The sequence below is a fragment of the Chryseobacterium sp. NFX27 genome, assembly GCF_049887855.1.
Lineage (GTDB): Bacteria > Bacteroidota > Bacteroidia > Flavobacteriales > Weeksellaceae > Chryseobacterium.
Map to the genome: position 1 here is coordinate 70,054 of NZ_JAGEKK010000008.1, position 18,570 is coordinate 88,623.

Consider the following 18,570-nt stretch of genomic DNA (forward strand, 5'->3'; position numbering starts at 1 on the left):
TTAATTGATTTTTGGTAAAATATTTGTAATTTAGATAATGAATAAATGGCACCGCTGCCATTATTCTAATGAGATATATTATGGATTATAAGTTTTCACAAGGTTTGAGCCAGGTGTTCAAACAAAGCAAGAGCGAAGCGAAAAGGCTCAAAAGTGAATTTCTTAATACAGAACATCTACTTTTAGGTATTATAAAAACAGAAAACTCTGCAAAAGAAATCCTTCAAAACCTTAATGCGGATTTAACACAAATCAGAAGAAAAATTGAAACTCTAAATACAGCAAGTCTTAATCCTATTTCTGAGGAGGTTACTAATATTTCTTTCACGAAGATGGCAGATCATGCCATTAAACGTGCGGAGCTGGAATGCAGACAATATAAAAGCAATGAAATTAATACCGTTCATCTGCTTTTAGGCATTCTTTACAAATATGAGGACCCTACTTCGAATATTCTGGGCGCTTACGACATCGATTATGAAGGAGTTTCAAGAGAATACCAGACGATGCTTAAAAATTCCGGACAGGCACCACAGATGAGTGCTTATGATGACGATGATGACCGTGAGGAATTTGAGCAGATGAGAAAGCCTTCAGGAAATTTAGGCTCTGCAAAAAGTAAAACGCCAACACTGGATAACTTCGGCAGGGACTTAACTTCTTTGGCTAGAGATGGAAAACTAGACCCAGTAATCGGCCGTGAAAAAGAAATTGAGCGGGTTTCTCAGATCTTATCACGTAGAAAGAAAAACAATCCGCTTCTTATCGGGGAGCCGGGAGTTGGTAAATCTGCGATTGCGGAAGGGTTAGCTTTAAGAATTCAACAGAAAAAGGTTTCAAGAGTTCTTTACGGAAAACGTGTGATCACTCTGGATCTGGCAAGTTTAGTGGCCGGAACAAAGTACCGTGGTCAGTTTGAAGAAAGAATGAAGGCCATCATGACTGAGCTGGAAAAGAACAGAGATGTCATCTTATTCATTGATGAGCTTCACACTATTGTTGGTGCAGGAAGTTCTACAGGAAGTTTGGATGCCTCCAATATGTTTAAACCGGCTTTGGCACGAGGCGAAATTCAATGCATCGGGGCTACAACACTGGATGAGTACCGTCAGTATATTGAGAAAGACGGAGCTTTGGAAAGAAGATTCCAGAAGGTAATGGTAGAGCCTACTTCCATTGACGAAACCATTCAGATTCTGAATCAGATTAAAGATAAATATGAAGAGCATCATAATGTTGTCTATACTCCGGAAGCGATTCTGGCGTGTGTCAATTTGACATCGAGATATATTACAGACCGTTTCTTACCGGATAAAGCGATTGATGCGATGGATGAAGCCGGTTCACGTGTTTACATCAAAAACATGAAAGTTCCGACTGAAATCATTGATTTTGAGAAGAAAATCGAGGATATCAAAGAAATGAAGCAGAAAGCAGTAAAAGCTCAGGATTATCTTGAGGCCAGAAAGCTTAAAGATGAAGAGGAACGTCTTCAGATGGAACTGAATGCGGCTCAGGAGAAGTGGGATAAGGATGTAAAAGAGAAAAAAGAAACCGTAACGGAAGAAAATGTAGCAGAAGTGGTTTCTATGATGAGTGGCGTTCCGGTGACGAAAGTCGGCAAAAACGAGCTTGATAAATTAGCTCAGATGGATGAGAAACTGAACGGAAAAGTGATCGGTCAGGAAGATGCTGTGAAGAAGGTTGTGAAAGCAATTCAGAGAAACAGAGCAGGTCTTAAAGATCCGAACCGTCCTATCGGTACATTTATTTTCCTTGGTACCACCGGGGTTGGTAAAACCGAGCTTGCCAAAGTAATGGCAAGAGAACTTTTCGAGTCTGATGAATCGCTGATTCGTATTGACATGAGTGAATACATGGAAAAATTTGCGGTTTCAAGATTGGTTGGTGCGCCTCCGGGATACGTTGGATATGAAGAAGGCGGGCAGCTGACTGAAGCGGTGAGAAGAAAGCCTTATGCTGTGGTTCTTCTGGATGAGATTGAAAAGGCCCACCCTGATGTATTCAACATTCTTTTACAGATTCTGGATGAAGGTCATGTTACAGACAGCCTGGGAAGAAAAATCGACTTTAGAAATACGATTATTATTCTTACTTCAAACATCGGAACAAGAGATCTTAAAGATTTCGGAGACGGTGTAGGATTCGGAACTTCAGCTAAAAAAACAAGTACAGATTCAAGAGCAAGAAGTACGATTGAAAATGCGCTTAAGAAAGCATTTGCTCCGGAATTCTTAAACAGAATTGATGACATTGTGATCTTCAACTCTCTTGTACAGGATGATATCAAGAAAATTATTGATATTGAACTGAATAAACTATATGGCAGACTTGAAAAATTAGGCTATAAAGTTGAGTTAACTGATGAAGCAAAAGATTTTATCTCTGAAAAAGGATGGGATAAAGATTTTGGAGCAAGACCGTTGAAACGTGCTATCCAGAAATATATTGAAGATTTGTTGGCAGAAATGCTGGTAAATAAACAATTATCTGAAGGAGAAACAGTGATTCTTGATCTTAATGATGCAAAAGATGCATTGATCGGGAAGGCTCCCAAAGCGAAAAAAACGACTGAAAAGTCTCAATCGTAATTGATTAACATTATATATTGAAAAGCACCGGAAATTCCGGTGCTTTTTGTTTTTATATGTTTTGGCTAAAGCCGATCCGGAGACGGATGAAAGTTAGACGGGCTAAAGCCCGTCCCTATTGATATTTAGATTCTGTTGTTTTATATTTCACAAATTTGCACTGGATGTTACTTATTTTGTGAGTATTTATTCCAACCATTTATATATCAACATATTGAGGGATTAAAAAATCTTGAAATCAAAAAGTTAAAGTCCTACTACAAAACCTATACTTGGGACAAGACCGCTGGAGAAAGCACTCGAATTCTCTTTCCACAGTACATTATACATTACCCCAAGCTGCATAAAAGAGTTCCCTCCTATTCTCTGCATATAACCGCCACCAAGATACAGCGCTGTTTCCTGTTCATTCACTTTATAATCGTAAAATTTGTCTTTATAATTGATAAAGTACTGTTGAAGATTAGCTCCTACATAAAAGGATCTTGCAAAATAATAATTGGCAAAAGGTCCTACCCCAAACATCGTGGATTTATAATAATCAGAGGTCTGCCAGGAAACGCTTCCTACCACTCCAGCCTCAAGATCTTCGGTAAGTCTATATCCTACTCTGGGAGAAGCCTGAAGATAAAATGAACTGTTGCTGCCAAACCCCAACCCTATACCTCCACCGAAGGTCCAGCGGTTGGTTACTGCCACCGGTGCACTGGTGGTAATCTGGGAAAATACAGATCCTGAAATCATCAGCATTACGGGAATAATAAATTTTTTCATATTAATATCGTTTTTATCAATGTTTAAAATTATGGTTTTTTTGCGAATCTTTTTAATTGTATTTTTGCCGGGTCAAACTAAGGACTCCCGTTAAGAGTTCCGTAAAATTGAAATAAAATGAAAGTAGTAGTAGGATTATCTGGAGGTGTAGACTCCAGTGTTACAGCATATTTGCTGCAGCAGCAGGGTCATGAAGTTGTGGCTTTGTTTATGAGAAACTGGAATGATGCTTCAGTAACGCTGGAGGATGAATGTCCGTGGATTGAAGACAGTAATGATGCCCTGATGGTTGCCCAGAAGCTGGGAATTCCTTTCCAGGTGATCGATATGAGTGAGCTTTACAAAGAGCGCATCGTAGATTATATGTTTGATGAGTACCAGAAAGGAAGAACTCCAAACCCGGATGTTCTATGCAACAGAGAAGTAAAATTTGATGTCTTCATGAAAACGGCAATGTCTTTGGGGGCAGATAAGGTGGCAACCGGACATTATGCGAGAGTAGATTCTACTTTTGATGAAAACGGAAAGGAAATTTTCCACCTTTTAGCCGGAAAAGATAACAATAAAGATCAGTCTTATTTCCTTTGTCAGCTAAGCCAGGATCAGTTGTCAAAAGCGTTGTTCCCTATCGGAGAGCTTACCAAGCCTCAGGTAAGGGAAATTGCTAAAGAGATCGGACTTGTCACTGCCGACAAAAAGGATTCTCAGGGGTTATGCTTTATCGGAAAGGTAAGTCTCCCCCAGTTTTTACAGCAGCAGCTGGTTCCCAAAGAAGGGGAAATTGTAGAGATCTTCAAAGATTCACCTTTATTTTCAGTGGAAAAGCCTGAATTTTATTCGAAGGAAGAAGAGCTGGAATTTTTATCCAGAAAAATCGATTATAAAAAATCGGACGGAAAAGTAATCGGAAAGCATCAGGGTGCTCAATTTTTCACGATCGGACAGAGCAAGGGGCTTGGTATCGGCGGACATAAAGAAAGCTGTTTTATCCTCTCCAGAGACATGGAAAACAATATTATTTTTGTAGGTGAAGGTCACAGCTCTCCGGGATTGCACAAAAAAGCATTAAAAATTGACAATTCTGAGATGCACTGGGTTCGTGAGGATATGCAGCTTGAAAGTGGAGAATCTCTGGAAGTAATGGCGAGATTCAGATACAGACAGTCATTACAGAAAGCGGTTCTTTATCAGTTTGAACATGCGGCTTATATCGAATTTGAAGACCCTCAGTCGGCGATTGCAGAAGGACAGTTCGCAGCCTGGTATATGGATGAAGAGCTGATTGGAAGCGGCGTTATTGCCTAAAGAAAATTTTTTGAAAATTTTCTGTAACGAATTTTAGATTGTTAGACTTACTCAGTAAATAACAATAAAAAATATCACTATGAAAACGACTTCAAAAAACCAGTATGCTTTCGTCAATCTACTTTTAATTCCTGTTGTAGGTGCCGTTTTGGGGTACAATCTTTATCAGATGATTGTCCATGCGGAAACTTCAAATATTGCTGCCACTATCATTCTTGCAGTGATCACTGCTGTTATGGTGCGCAAATACGGCTACAGACCGGTAAAGGAAAAAGAGAACAATTAAATAATTTTAATGATACTTATAAATCCCGAAGCATGTATTGTTTCGGGTTTCTTTTTTATTGATCTGCTGATTTTTAGTACTTAATTTTATCCTTGAATTCAGTTGATATAAGAATCATACTGACAATAACTTCAACTACCAGGATACTGAATAAAATTCCTACCGGCCGGTCTAAAATCAACCCCCTGAATAATTTGACAACACCCAGAACGAAAATAAAGATCATGAAGTAAAAGGTGATTTTTGAAAGTTTCTCCCTAAAGAATTTTAAGCAGAAGACAGAGAGATAAAACCCTATAGTCAGGGTAAAATAGAATTTTAAAAATTCCGGTCCTCTTACAATAATGGGATTGAATGTATGGCAGAATACGGCCAGTCCTGCAAAACTTATCAATACCGGTATTAAGTGAATGATTATCTTTTTCATAGCTCCTTTTTTTAACCGCCACATCCTCCTCCGCAACCACCACAACCTCCTCCGCAGCCACTGCTACACCCACTTCCTCCTCCATCTCCGCTACAGCTGGAACCGCCACCATCACCACTTCCGTCATTGCTTCTGTCATCTTTCTTTTTAACGGTGATATTTTCGCTGTTAGGCTGAAATGCACCGACCATATGAAAGAAAATAAAAAAACCTATGATGGGTAGAGCTACCAATGTTAATGTTCCAATAACCTCTCCCAGACAGGACGACAGCATGAAAAGAGTAATAAATAAAGGAATTATTCTTAATCTTTTCAGCCAGGTTGTCTTGGTTTCACCCTTTTGTTTTTCATACCAGATATCCCTGGGAGCTTCCTGCTGAAAGATTTCCTGATAGCTCTTCAAGGTCTCTGAAAACCAGTTCCTGTGTTTTGTATTTTCATTAGGGCCTCCTTTTGAAGGATGATGATGGAGTTTTCTTTTTAAAATATTCGGGCAGAAATCTTCCCAGTAATTCTGAGTGTAAATCAAATGCATATGCCAGACTTTGTCTACCGTTTCGCTTGGAGAGGCTCCATTGGGAAGGATGCAGCAGAGATAAACAAACTTTTTATACTCCTGGATGGCTTTTTGAGTAAAGTCTAAGCTCCATCGTTCTTCTTTAGCCAGTTTTTTCGAAAAAGGAAAATCAGCATCTGAAGCATCTAATGAAAATCTCTGGATCCTGTCCCAAAGGCTTTCGTCTTTTAATAAGATTGTTGTTTTCATTGTGTTAACTTTTGTTTTTCTATTCAAATATCATTTGATTTCAGAATATAAAAGTCTTTGAAAAATCTTATTTAAATTTATAAAAATCTTATATTAGTCTTATAAATGGAATTTATTGAAACATAATATCAAAGCTGATGAAAAAAGAAGATATACTGCATCTTGAGAAATTAATGAATTTTTTAAGCCTGCATTTTTTAAAGAAAAATCATTGGGAAGATGTGACGAAAACCGAATGGTCATACATCGGCGCAGAGCTTAATGACCTGATCATCAGTGATTATTCTGAAAAAGAAATCAAAAAAGAGCCTGATCTCTTAGGCTCAAATTATCTCTATGAGCATCTGATTATCAATAAACTAAAGAAATATCAGCAAAACAATAATGCTGTTTTAAGCAGGCCAAATCTTGCTAAACTTAGCCAGATTGTAAAGGTTCTAGGCTATTCCAATTACATTGATTTTATTAATTCCAATACTGAAGCATTCGATTTCAATGATCTCAGGATAGATATGAATAATGTGAAGCAGAATACGGCTTTACTGGACCGTTTGGTTGGCTGCTGGTATTCCTACAACAGAAACCTTCCGGAGAATCCTCTTCAGGCCCGGGAAGAACGGATATGGCGCTCTGCAATGGAGATTTACAAGTCTGAAACTACGGGCGAATATTTCATCGAAAGAAGCGGGGGCGATCATCATAAATATTTCGGAAAAGTGACAGCCTATTCAGATTACGTATTCATCATCATGAACAGCAATACATTCATCCGACAGCGGCACTTTATCTCAAGGATAAAAGATATCAAGGAAAAGCTCAAAAATCCAGAATATAAGCTCCATGAGGTTCATTTTATAAGTACTTGTATCAGTTTTAATCAAGAGCCGATAGCTCTGTTTGAAATATTTCAGAAAGCAGACCGAAAGACATTTGTTTCCGATTCTATCAGCTTACCGATTGACAGTGATGAGATTCCAAAATCTATTATACAACAGCTTGAAGACACTGAATCTAACAGAATTGATTACAGGTAGTTGCGGTTTATTGAGTGAGAGGGTTTGAGAGTATGGGTGTTTGGCTCGGGTTTCGAGATCGGTTTTAAAGTTAAGGGGCAACGTTTCCGCATAATGCTTTAATCTTGTTCTAGCCTAAACCTAAAATCTGATGTCTGATGTCTGATGTCTGAAATCTAGCAACTAAATCTACCCTACCAGCCATTCCTTAAAATCTTTTACCCGGTCCCGGCTTACCGTGATCTCTTCTTGTGGCTGAAATTCCAGATCAACTTTATAATACGGGGATGTATGGATATTTTTAATATGGTCTGAGTTGATGATAAACTGTCTGTTGACACGGAAAAATTTCTTTTCTTCCAAAATATCTTCAAGCTCATCCAGCGTAAAATCTGAAGGATAAGCGCGTTCTCCGGTCTGAAGGTAGACCATCTTGTTTTCACTGAAAAAGCAGCTTACTTCCTGTGTCTGGACTATTTTCAGATTATATCCTATTTTTACCAGAACCCTTGAAAGTGTAGACTTTTCTTTCCTGATCAGCTGTTTGATATCCTCAGAACCCGGGGTATTGCTGGCCGGGATAAATGATTTAAACTTTTCTACTGCTCCCGAAAGGTCCTCTTCCAGAATAGGTTTTAAAAGATAGTCAATGCTGTTCAGCTTAAATGCTTTCAAAGTATACTGATCAAAGGCTGTTGTATAAATAATAAATCCTCTGGTGGGTACTTTCTCAAAAATGTCAAAGGACAGGCCATCACCCAGAACAATGTCAGAAAAGATCAGCTGCGGATGCTCGTTTTCAGAAAACCAGGCGACTCCCTCCTCTACTGATTCAATTTTGGCAACGATCTCTATTTCAGGAAAATTACTCAGCATTCTTTCCAGTTTCCTTGAAGCAGGTTTTTCGTCTTCGATAATGACAGTCTTGATCATTGAGCTTTAGTTTTTAGTTTTAAACAGGAATAAAAATAGAGAAAAATTATACTTAAAAATCTATGTTCTTTTTATTTTTTCTCATCTCTTTTTCTATAATATCTCTTTCCCATTCGGCGTCAAAAAGAAAGAGCTTGACAGCTTTAACGGTCAAAATAATACCCCATATGAGCAAAATGACCGATCCGTCGAATAAAGAAAAATTGATTTCCCGGTTATCATCATTAAAAAATATAATTGCAGCCACTATTCCAAACCAGAGAAGGTTTTTATAAAATTTTTTCAGCTGAGTGACTCTTTCGTATGCGCTATCGTAATTCATGATCGTTAAAATTTTTAGTTATTATGTTGTTTTTGTATTTCTTTTTTCCTGATCCATCAGTTCTTTGATCTTTTTTTCTTCCCAATCTTTCCCAATGCCGAAAACGTTCACAGCGTGCGCTATAATCCCGACTCCCCATCCCAGCATTGGCCAGTAGAACCATAAATGCTCCGGAGATGTAAGCAGATTCAAGACGAGCAGAAAAGGAATAACCAGACAGTAGGAGGTCAGGTTTCCGTAGAATCCTTTCAGCTCTTTAACTCTTTTTGCTGCTTTTTCATAAGCCAGTGTTTCTTTTGTGTATCCTAATGTTTCCATAATTTTTATTGTTAAAGGTGAGTTTGTTGTTTTTGTTGAATCAAAGGTAGGTTAGAAATGAGGCTCTATTCAACTTTATATGACTGAGTCGTAGAATATGCTTTCTGAATGGTAAAAAGATTGGTTCAACTGTAAGCTCCATAGATTTTACAGATGGATAGGTCTAATGGAAAAATAAAAATCAGTAAATAAAAGGGATAAGCTTTTTGGTCTTTTCCACGTATTCTGAATATTCCGCTCCGAACTGTTCTATAAGAGCCTGTTCTTCAATTTTTATACGGTAAGTAAAAGCGATAAATGGTGGCAGAAAAGCCAGGATTAAAGAAACCCAGTTATTAAGATAAAGACCTAATCCTAAAGAAGTTAAAAGGGAAAATGTATATGAAGGGTGTCTCAGGTATCTGTAGAAGCCGTCTTTCTTGATTTGATGATCCTGTTTTATTGTGACATCTACCGTAAAATATTTCCCTAACGATCTGATGATGATAAATCTAAAAACAATTCCTATAAGAATACAAGCTTCGCCAGTATAAAAGATCCAGCTACCTTCCGCCATTGGGAATTCTGTCATGTAAGATACTGTTACTGAAGCTGCTATGGAAAACGGAATGGCCAACCATAAGATATTCAGTGTAGATTTATCCTTATCTTTCTTGTCTTCTTTGCCGGATTTCAACATGTTTTTATAGAGAATCTCCGTAAGAAACCAGGCAACCATTGAGACCGTGAACAAAATTTGAAGTAAATGCATATTTTTAAACTTACTTTTTTTCATCAGTTTCCTGATTTGGGCAAAGTGATCATGGAATGAGCTCTTTCAACTTTTCTTTTAGCCTGCTCGTTCCGGATACCGTTTCATTGCAGGTTTCCATTATTTCCATTTTTTTGTTTATCCATAATCTCCCGGATTTTCTTTTCTTTCCAGGACTCTCCCACTCCAAAAACCTTAAATGCGTGGGAAACGATCCCAACTCCCCATCCTAACATGGGAAAGTAGAACCAAAGGTTTTTAGGAGAAACAATCAGGTTGATAATAATCAGAAAAGGGATGATGGTACAGTAGGAAATTAAATTACCATAAAAACTTTTAAGTTCTTTTACCCGTTTTCTGGCCTTCTCATAAGATCCGTTTTCATCCTCCGTTTTTACACTGATTGTATTTGGTTTATTGGAAAGTATCGGAACTTTTACTTTAAAATAATCCTCCGATTTTTCAATGAAAACATTCTTCTTCGTAAGCAGCGCATAACGCTGAACAATATTGGCCAATCCTATTCCGGCGCTTTCCTTCATCTGTTCTCTTGCCTGCAGATTGTTTTCAATGCAGAGCGTATCATTTTCAGAGAATATTTTAATGACCAGAGGCTTCGAAGAGGTCGCAAAATTATGCTTGATACAGTTTTCCAGCAAAAGTTGAAGTGAAAGCGGTACTACATATCGTCTGTATTCTTCTTTTTTCACATCGAAAATAAAATCTACGCTGTCCTCAAATCTTGTTTTTAAAAGCTCACAATAGGTTTTTGCAAATTCAATCTCGTCTTCTACTGTTACAAGCTCTTTGTCTTTCTGTTCCAGCACATAGCGGTAAATCTTTGACATTGAAGCGGTAAACTTCTGAGCCTGAGCCGGATTCTCATCGATCAGAGCGCTCAATACGTTTAAAGAATTAAATAGAAAATGTGGATCCAGCTGATTTTTAAGGCTTTCAAACTGTGCATTGGCAGATTTTGCAATGAGCTTCTGTTCTACTACCTCTTTTTTAGATGTTTTCTTAAGCTCCTCCATGAAACTTTTTGCATGAAGAAACGCGGAGATAAGCAACGCAATATTGATCATGAACCAGTTGGTCGTAGCATATTCTCCGGAGAAAAAGGTTTCTGATGTGGCCACTTTCTGAATCACGACATAATTGATATAATTACAGAAATATACGAGGATAAAGTTTCCGATAATAATGGAAACAATACTTAAAATGGCTCTCGTTCTTGTTGTTTCGGACCAGGGAAACTTTTTATTGAGAAAGTCATTTATAAAAGCATTTCCAAAGCCAAGAACAAAAGAATACATCGCAGAGATCAGCAGCGTAATGAAAAAATTGTAAAAAGTCTTCTCTTTCGTGAAAACCAAGAAGAAAAATAGCGCTGTGGCCAACGATACCCAAAATAAAATTATAAATCCTTTACGTTTCATGATCCTTTTTCTTGGCTCAAAATTAGTCTTTAATAAAGGTATCGAAAATTATTTTTTACTGAAAGGCCGATTTTCCTTTCCGAACGGAATAAAAAAACCTTCCGTGTCAGGAAGGTCTCATTATCGTTGTTATTTGGCCGGCATACTGATGAAATATTCAGCTTCTGCCCTACCCCAGTTTGGATCTAAGGCTGTTTTAGGTTTGTAGCCATTAAATTTTGTAATGGCTTCTTTAAACATTTCTATCCCTTTGGTTTTGCTTCCACCATACTGTTCAGGGGTAAAATAGGTGTCTTCTGCTTTGATAAGGGCTATCCTTGGGTTGGAAGGATCTAGTTTCTCTGCAATACTAAGTTCTTCAGCAGCTTTAGCACCATCTGTCATATAACGCTGAGCCGGATTGACCATCATTCTTAAAGAAGCCGCCATTTTTCTCAATAAATGGATTTCCGCATTATCTGCTCCAGCAAGGTTCTGAGCGCTTGCCAGATATTTATCGGCCTGAGCGGCTGTTTCATCCAGCTCCTGCATGTTTCCGTTTCTCATCATCAGTCTTCCTTTTTGAATTTGTGAGAATGCTGCATAATATGGCGGAAGCCATTTTGAGCTTTCTTTACTGCCGATTCTCTGGAAATCGTTAGCCAGAGCCTGGAACTCTTCAGGAGTTTTACAGGTTTCTGTTTTCGCAATCTTTTCAGCCATTATTTTCTCGTAATCTGCCTGTGCAAAAGCTGTTAAGCTCATAAAAGCTAAAGCAAAGCTTAATAGGTATTTTTTCATTATATCATTTTTTTAAAGTTAGTTAATTGTATTTCCGAAGTTATGTATTTTGTAAACATTATAATATCCGTTGCTTTTATTTTATAAATTATTATTGATTGCATCCTGCGTTCTGTCTACTCCAAAACTGATGAAAGCGCCTATAAATACAAAAGTATTGACCGGTGGAACTACTGATGAGCTTTTGGTACCGTCTAATGAGAAGTTGTATCCATAAACATTTTTAGATCCTAAAACATTGGAAATACTCAGTACAAAGACGGTAAAAGCCTTGGCATCTTTTTTTCCCAGATTAGGAAGATAATTAAAGCTGATGTTAAGCGCATTATAATCTTTCAGCTTTCCTTCATTTCTGATATAATTGATAGCGTTTCCGCTTTCATCTTTCGTTGCAATATCATAATAAGGGCGGCCTTTGGAATAGGTATAAGATAAGTTGACGCCCAGCTTCCATTCCGGAATAAATCTCTTCGCCACAGCAGAAAGAGTGTGGGCAGAAGCGAAATTAGGTTTTAAGCTGACCGGATAATTGATGAAATCCCTCTTTGAATCAAGAAATGAATAGCTGATCCAGTAATCGATGTTTTCAAAGGTCTTTTTATCTCTCCAGAAAAGCTCCAGTCCTTTCGCATATCCGAAACCATTGTTGTTCAGAGCCGTCTGTACCTGCTGATTCTGTTCTTTATCCGGTGTGATATTGAATGTTTTGATTAACTGATCATATTTTTTATAAAAAGCCTCAAAACGTAAGCTTCTGCCCTCAGACGCTCTCTGAACCTGGAAAATATAATGCTCTGATTTCTGAAAATCAAGATCTGCAGGTCCGTTGATGTATTTGCTTTCAGGATTCTGATAGAACAATCCATACGCAAAGGAAGTCGTCCAGTCTTTTGCCAAACGGTAAGCTAATGCAAAGCGGGGAGCTATATTGCTTTTTCCTAAAAACGAAGAGTTTTCTGCTCTTATACCTATTTTTGCTGACAATGCATTACTGAATCCCAGATCTGTTTCTGCAAAAACAGCAGATATGAGGTCTTTATAATTCTTATGAACTTCCCCAAAGTTGAGTTTTTCATCCGTATTATTCAATTCAAAACCGGCCCTTACCGCACTGATTTTATTTATTTTACGCTCAATAACAGCTTTGAAGTTGATATAATTTCCATCCGTTAAAAGCTGAGATCTTCCAGATTCTGTTCCATCAGTTTCCGTAGAAAAATTAAGATCGGATCTGTTGTAGGAATAAGAAGTTCCTGCGTTTAAAAGATATTTGCCGAATTTCTGTTTAAAAGACAGATTATGATAGGTATTTCTTCCTTTAAGCCTTACCAATGCAAAATCATATTCCGGCTCTAAGCTTTCTGTTCTAACACCCATTTTATTGGAATCATACATTCCGTAATATTTTAAAAATCCGCCTGATTTTGTTTTAATTCTGAAATTAAAATCGCCGTTTAAGCCCTGCGGTGCATCAATAAAATCTGTATTAAAATTAAAAACCTTCTGCATAACGCTCAAAAGTGAATAGCCTAAAGTAGCTCCGAAAGAATGATTTTTATCTGCTCCGAGCTTCTGAAATCCAGCACTTAAAAAGATGGGTGAAATTCCAAAGTCATAAGAACTCTGATCCGGCAGATCCACGCTTTCCAGCATCAGTGCTCCGGAAAGAGCCTGACCGTATAAGGCAGAATAGCCTCCGCTTGAAAAAACGTTTCCTTTAAAAAGTGACGTATTGAAACGGTCTCTTCCTGCAATTCCGGGAACTGAACTGGAAAAATAATTGTTAATCAGGCTTCCATCCATAAAGATTTTGGACTCTGTTCCCGTACCTCCTCTGATGAAAAGACCTTCCGTTTCTCCTACTTTCTGTACGCCGGGAAGATAATTCAGCGCCGAAGAGATCTGCCCGTCTGCTCCCGCTGTAGTATAAATGTCGATTGGCGTCAGCAATGCTGTGGCTCTTTTTTTATCACTGGCTTCTATGGAGCCTGCGGAAACTACAACAGCATCAATTTCACTGATCTGTTCTTTAAGTTCGGCATTGACTGAAACATCCTGATTATCAATGATAATTGTTTTTTTTACATCCTGATATTTCGGATGGGTAAATGTCAGGATGTGATTCCCTTTTTCGGATGTTTCAAAGGAAAAGTTTCCCTGGGCATCTGTTGTAGCACCATCATAAGTGTCTTTTAATGTGACATTTATCTCGCTGATGCCTTTATTTTTAAAAGTAACCTTCCCTGAGATTCTGACCTGTGAATATCCGGCAATAAAGAATAGAAAAGCAATCAAAAGTAACAGTTTATTTCCTGGTGTTTTCATGGGTTTTATTTTCGGATCAAAAATAATACGGAATAGGCCTTTCTTTAAAATAAATTTTACTGAAAGGCATACTTTGGCCTCTGAATGGGAAACTGATGTGGTGCTGTTTTGAAAAAAGGACTGAAATCATAAAGCCTTTCGGAAAATCTTTTATAAATTTATGGTTAAAATCACTTTAAATCATTTAAAAATGAAAGGACAAACAGTAGCATTACTGGCGGGGTGTGCATTTTTAGCGACTTCATGCTGCACAACAAAAACGTACGCGGTAAACGCCAAGAGCGGAACAGAGACGGGTGGAACAGCAAAGTTTACCCAGAAAGGAGAAGAGGTGACCATGAAACTTGAGGTAACAAATCTTACTCCCGGTATTCATGCAGTACACATCCATGAAAAAGGCGACTGTTCTGCAGCCGATGGAACTTCTACAGGAGGACACTGGAACCCGGCCAAGGATGACCACGGAAAATGGGGTGCTGAACACTTCCACATGGGAGATATAGGAAACTTAACGGCTGACCAGACCGGAAAGGCTGTCCTGACTTTCAAAACGGATAAATGGTGTCTCGGCTGTACGGATGAATCTAAGAATATCATCGGTAAAGGGCTTATCGTACATGCGGCAGCAGATGATTTCCATACTCAGCCTACAGGAAATGCAGGCGGAAGAGTGGGATGTGTAGAGATTAAATAATTTCTATTTTCAATAAAAAAATCCGCTGATTTCATCAGCGGATTTTTTGTTTATGATTTGCTTCCCATATCGGAAACGATATTCATTGCTTCCTGTAAGTATGGATCTTTTTTCAGATTTTTGATCCACATTTCAGATTTTTTCTTGAAAGCTTCGTCTTTTTTCTCTCTTTCCATTTCAGCCGGATACATCGTGAACTTAAGACCGTTCTCAAATTTGCTTAAAGCCTTGAATTTCTCGATCTGAGCTTTTCTCTGCTTCATCAGCTCATTGAACTTATTGATATTCAGCGTAATGTTTTCTTCTTTATCCAGCTTTTCTCTCCATTGGGCAGATTCAAGCAGAAGCTGATAATTGCTGTTTTTAGCCATTCTGTCTGCGCTTGCTTTTTCAAGAGCCTGAATATTGAAATAGTTCAGTTTCTGGAAATTAGTCGCAGGAATTTTATCCCAGGCCAAAGCAAAGTCATCATATCTTTCTCCTACTTCAGCATAGGTAAAGAAATCTTTCATCTGGATATCTGAAACAATTCCTTTTCTCTGTGTAGATTCTCCTGTAATTTTGTAGAACTTCTGAATGGTCAGCTTTAAAGATCCGAAGTCATCCTCGGTATTTAAGAACCTGTTCAGGTCTACAAAGGTCTGTACAGTACCTTTTCCGAAGGACTGTGGAGAACCGATGATCATCGCTCTTCCGTAATCCTGCATTACACCGGCAAGAATCTCTGAAGCCGAGGCCGAAAGCTCATTCTGCATAATCACTAAAGGACCTGTCCAGATTGGAGTTTCATTTTTATTCTTTAAGGTCTGGATCTTTCCGTTTCCGTCTTTTACCTGTACATAAGGTCCTGCATCCATAAAAAGGCCCATAATATCACCAACTTCAGTCAACGATCCTCCTCCGTTATTTCTAAGGTCAAGGACAATTCCTTCAATATTCTGTCCTTTAAGTTTAATGATCTCATTTTTGATGTCATCAGAAGCATTCCTTCCTTTAGCATCCTCAAAATCAGCATTAAAGCTTGGAAGATTGATAAATCCGTATTTCTTTCCGTTCGGAGAGTTTACAACAATACTTCTTGCGAATGTATCTTCAATAGCCACTTCCTCACGGATCATTGTTACATCCTTGATGGTTCCGTCTTTCTTCTGAACCGTTAATGTTACCGGAGTTCCTTTTTCCCCTCTGATGAGTCTTACGGCTTCATCGGAAAGCATTCCCACTACGTTTACGGCATCATCCTTCGGTTTTGATTTTACTTTTAAAATCTTATCCCCTTCAGATAGCTGTTTAGACTTCCATGCCGGCGCACCGATTGTTAACGCTCCCAGGAAAAGATTTCCTTTTTTCTCCTGAATAAGAGCCCCGATCCCGATCACTTTACCCGTGAACTGGGTATCAAAATCTTCTTTATCTTTTGGAGAATAGTAATTGGTATGGGGATCGAATACTTCGGTATAGGCGTTCATATACACGGTAAACCAATCCATTTTCTTTCTCTTCTTGAATCTTGTGAAGGTATCTTTTACAAGGTCTTTCACTTCATCGGTAGCTTTTTTGATCTTCTGATCCTGGTTAAGCGGCTGATATTTAATTGTATCTTTCAGCTTATACTTCTGAACAGAGTCTTTTTTCTCTTTCTGAGCCTCTTCCTTACTGTTCATAGACTCAATCTCCTGAAGGATATTGTATTTGATATACTTTCTCCACTCGTTATACTGTTCCTGTTTGTTGACAGGTACTTTTTTAAGCTTCGGCTCAAGAGTCAACGATTCGTCTTCTTCAAGATTAATCGGCTTGCTGAAGATATCCTGAGTAATCTTATCTATTTCATCCACTCTCTGGTACAGCCTGTCGATGGTAAGTTTGTAGAATATCAGATCACCCTGGCTGATATAATCATCCAGCTTTGTTTCATGCTTGCTGAATTCGTCCATATCAGACTGCAGAAAATATCTTTTAGCAGGATCTACCAGTTCGAAATAATGTTTATAAACGTCCTTGGAATAGGCATCATTGATTGGTTTCGGGCTGTAATGTAAATAAGAAAGTGTATTCTTTACGCTCACCATAATCGTCTGCATCTTTTCATCGTCATTCTTTGGCGAGTTGAAACAAAACATTAGACTTGTCAATGGAATTAGGAGTAAAAATTTATTCAGTTTGAAATTTTTCCACATAAACTGTCTTTATTTATTAATTTTTTTAAAATATGTACTACAATTAGTAGCAGCAATTAATTCGCTGTTACAAACTATCAAATTTAATACCTTATTTATAATTATCGGATAGTTTTAAGTATTTTTGTTAAAATTTAATTTTTTTATGGAAAGACCACTTATTCTGGTAACTAATGATGACGGAATCACAGCACCTGGTATCAGAAACCTTATAAATTTCATGAACGAAATAGGAGAAGTTATTGTCGTTGCACCCAACTCTCCCCAAAGTGGAAAAGGCCACGCTATTACAATTAATTCTACCTTAAGCTACGAAGAAGTAACGCTCGACGGGCCACAAACAGATTATTCCTGTAGTGGGACTCCTGTTGACTGTGTAAAAATGGCTCTTGACAAAATCCTGAAAAGAAGACCGGATATTGTAGTTTCAGGGATCAACCACGGCGCTAATTCTTCAATCAATGTGATTTACTCCGGGACCATGTCTGCCGCGGTAGAAGCTGGTGTGGAAGGAATTCCCGCTATTGGATTTTCACTCCTTGATTTCAGCTGGGAGGCTGATTTTACCCAGGCAAAAGAATATATTCAGAATATTGTAAGAAGAACTCTTGAAAACCCGATGCCAAGAGGAATTGTACTGAACGTCAATATCCCGAAATTAACTGCAGGAGAAATAAAAGGTATAAAGGTCTGCAAACAGGCCAATGCCAAATGGGAAGAGAGCTTTGACGAAAGGGTGAATCCTCATGGAAAGAAATATTACTGGCTAACGGGCTATTTCAACAATATGGATGATTCTGAAGATGCTGATGAAACAGCATTGGCCAACGGATATATTTCAATTGTTCCTGTAAAGTTCGATCTTACAGCTTATGAATATATGAAAACTCTTGAGGAAGTAATGAATTTTAACTGATGTACGGAAAGCTAGACAATCCTGTTTATCATTCACTTAATGAATATCACGAAAAGTTCTGCTTTAATTTTGGGGACACGAAGTTTTATAACCCTGAAGTAGCCTCTTTCGGAGGTGCAGCAGAGCTTTCAGGAGAAAAAGATATCACTGAATATGCAAAGATCTGTGATGATTTTCTGATTTTCGGAGCCCGGCCGGATCCTGGAAATTTAAAAACTGATTTTTCACAGCTTATCTGTGATCAGTATGTTCTGGAGAACCCGGTTGAGCTTGATATAACCGAGGAAATCGTTGAACTGAAAGAAGAAAACCATGAAGAACTTCTGGCATTTGTCATGAAGTTCTATCCTTATTATTTTAAAGCAAGGACCCCTGAATTGGGCCGTTATTTCGGGATCTTTAAGGAAGGTAAATTAGCCGCAGTAACGGGGGAAAGAATGCAGATGAACGATATGACGGAGGTAAGCGCCGTGATCACAGATACAGATCATCTGGGAAAAGGTCTGGCCAAACAACTGGTGACTTTTGTATCCGGAAAAATATTTAAAGACGGAAAAACACCTTTCCTGCATGTCGCAGAAAGCAATACCGGAGCTAAAATGCTGTATGAAAAGCTTGGCTTCATGCATAGAGGAACAATAAACTTATGGGGCGTGAAAAGATAATTTCCCGCCCTTTTTATTATAAAGCTTCACGGCTCTCTGAGTACAAGAATCTGAACAACCTGC

18 protein-coding genes are annotated in these 18,570 nt (G+C 38.2%); 7 read left to right on the forward strand and 11 right to left on the reverse strand.

Annotated elements, in window-relative coordinates:
• The first annotated feature begins 80 nt into the window (after positions 1 to 80).
• A complete protein-coding gene (locus tag J4Q03_RS10820; protein ID WP_426048189.1) occupies positions 81 to 2,612 on the forward strand; it encodes an ATP-dependent Clp protease ATP-binding subunit in 2,532 nt (843 codons plus the stop codon).
• Between the two features lie 246 nt (positions 2,613 to 2,858).
• Here the strand turns inward: J4Q03_RS10820 and J4Q03_RS10825 are convergent, their stop codons facing one another.
• Positions 2,859 to 3,386: a hypothetical protein gene (locus J4Q03_RS10825; RefSeq protein ID WP_426048190.1), complete on the reverse strand. Its 528-nt coding sequence runs from the start codon at positions 3,384 to 3,386 to the stop codon at positions 2,859 to 2,861.
• 117 nt (positions 3,387 to 3,503) lie between these two features.
• On the opposite strand from J4Q03_RS10825, the gene mnmA reads away from it, so the two are divergent.
• Positions 3,504 to 4,691 carry a tRNA 2-thiouridine(34) synthase MnmA gene (gene mnmA / locus J4Q03_RS10830; RefSeq protein ID WP_426048191.1) on the forward strand — a complete coding sequence of 396 codons (1,188 nt, stop codon included), beginning with the start codon at positions 3,504 to 3,506 and terminating at the stop codon, positions 4,689 to 4,691.
• Between the two features lie 79 nt (positions 4,692 to 4,770).
• A complete protein-coding gene (locus tag J4Q03_RS10835) occupies positions 4,771 to 4,977 on the forward strand; it encodes a hypothetical protein (RefSeq protein ID WP_426048192.1) in 207 nt (68 codons plus the stop codon).
• Between the two features lie 73 nt (positions 4,978 to 5,050).
• On the opposite strand, the gene J4Q03_RS10840 is transcribed toward J4Q03_RS10835, so the two are convergent.
• Together J4Q03_RS10840 and J4Q03_RS10845 are read right to left on the reverse strand one after the other, a co-directional pair.
• Entirely contained in the window at positions 5,051 to 5,404 is a 354-nt protein-coding gene (locus J4Q03_RS10840) for a hypothetical protein (protein WP_426048193.1), read from the reverse strand.
• Positions 5,405 to 5,415: 11 nt separating this feature from the next.
• Positions 5,416 to 6,171: a glycine-rich domain-containing protein gene (locus J4Q03_RS10845; RefSeq protein ID WP_426048194.1), complete on the reverse strand. Its 756-nt coding sequence runs from the start codon at positions 6,169 to 6,171 to the stop codon at positions 5,416 to 5,418.
• 137 nt (positions 6,172 to 6,308) lie between these two features.
• Between J4Q03_RS10845 and J4Q03_RS10850 the strand changes: the two genes are divergently transcribed.
• A complete protein-coding gene (locus J4Q03_RS10850) occupies positions 6,309 to 7,205 on the forward strand; it encodes a hypothetical protein (RefSeq protein WP_426048195.1) in 897 nt (298 codons plus the stop codon).
• A gap of 168 nt (positions 7,206 to 7,373) precedes the next feature.
• Here J4Q03_RS10850 and J4Q03_RS10855 read toward each other — a convergent pair whose 3' ends face one another.
• The 7 genes from J4Q03_RS10855 to J4Q03_RS10885 all read right to left on the reverse strand — a co-directional run bounded on the left by J4Q03_RS10855 (position 7,374) and on the right by J4Q03_RS10885 (position 14,052).
• Entirely contained in the window at positions 7,374 to 8,117 is a 744-nt protein-coding gene (locus tag J4Q03_RS10855) for a LytR/AlgR family response regulator transcription factor (protein WP_426048196.1), read from the reverse strand.
• A gap of 52 nt (positions 8,118 to 8,169) precedes the next feature.
• Positions 8,170 to 8,439 (reverse strand): 2TM domain-containing protein, encoded by a 270-nt coding sequence (locus J4Q03_RS10860; protein WP_426048197.1) that lies wholly within the window; start codon positions 8,437 to 8,439, stop codon positions 8,170 to 8,172.
• A 21-nt stretch (positions 8,440 to 8,460) separates the two neighbouring features.
• Entirely contained in the window at positions 8,461 to 8,757 is a 297-nt protein-coding gene (locus tag J4Q03_RS10865) for a 2TM domain-containing protein (protein WP_426048198.1), read from the reverse strand.
• A gap of 181 nt (positions 8,758 to 8,938) precedes the next feature.
• A complete protein-coding gene (locus J4Q03_RS10870; protein ID WP_426048199.1) occupies positions 8,939 to 9,508 on the reverse strand; it encodes a methyltransferase family protein in 570 nt (189 codons plus the stop codon).
• Between the two features lie 104 nt (positions 9,509 to 9,612).
• Entirely contained in the window at positions 9,613 to 10,947 is a 1,335-nt protein-coding gene (locus J4Q03_RS10875) for a 2TM domain-containing protein (RefSeq protein ID WP_426048200.1), read from the reverse strand.
• 129 nt (positions 10,948 to 11,076) lie between these two features.
• Positions 11,077 to 11,727, reverse strand: coding sequence for a hypothetical protein (locus J4Q03_RS10880; RefSeq protein WP_426048201.1), 651 nt, complete (start codon positions 11,725 to 11,727; stop codon positions 11,077 to 11,079).
• 81 nt (positions 11,728 to 11,808) lie between these two features.
• Complete coding sequence (locus J4Q03_RS10885; RefSeq protein ID WP_426048202.1) at positions 11,809 to 14,052, reverse strand: TonB-dependent receptor; 2,244 nt, start codon at positions 14,050 to 14,052, stop codon at positions 11,809 to 11,811.
• 190 nt (positions 14,053 to 14,242) lie between these two features.
• On the opposite strand from J4Q03_RS10885, the gene J4Q03_RS10890 reads away from it, so the two are divergent.
• On the forward strand, positions 14,243 to 14,746 hold the full coding sequence (locus J4Q03_RS10890; protein ID WP_426048203.1) for a superoxide dismutase family protein: 504 nt from the start codon (positions 14,243 to 14,245) through the stop codon (positions 14,744 to 14,746).
• Between the two features lie 50 nt (positions 14,747 to 14,796).
• On the opposite strand, the gene J4Q03_RS10895 is transcribed toward J4Q03_RS10890, so the two are convergent.
• Positions 14,797 to 16,926 (reverse strand): carboxy terminal-processing peptidase, encoded by a 2,130-nt coding sequence (locus J4Q03_RS10895; protein ID WP_426048204.1) that lies wholly within the window; start codon positions 16,924 to 16,926, stop codon positions 14,797 to 14,799.
• Between the two features lie 145 nt (positions 16,927 to 17,071).
• Between J4Q03_RS10895 and surE the strand changes: the two genes are divergently transcribed.
• Positions 17,072 to 17,842, forward strand: a complete 771-nt coding sequence (surE, locus tag J4Q03_RS10900) for a 5'/3'-nucleotidase SurE (protein WP_426048205.1) — start codon at positions 17,072 to 17,074, stop codon at positions 17,840 to 17,842.
• On the forward strand, positions 17,842 to 18,507 hold the full coding sequence (locus J4Q03_RS10905; RefSeq protein ID WP_426048206.1) for a GNAT family N-acetyltransferase: 666 nt from the start codon (positions 17,842 to 17,844) through the stop codon (positions 18,505 to 18,507). Before surE ends, J4Q03_RS10905 begins: the two co-directional genes overlap by 1 nt.
• Positions 18,508 to 18,570 lie beyond the last annotated feature (63 nt).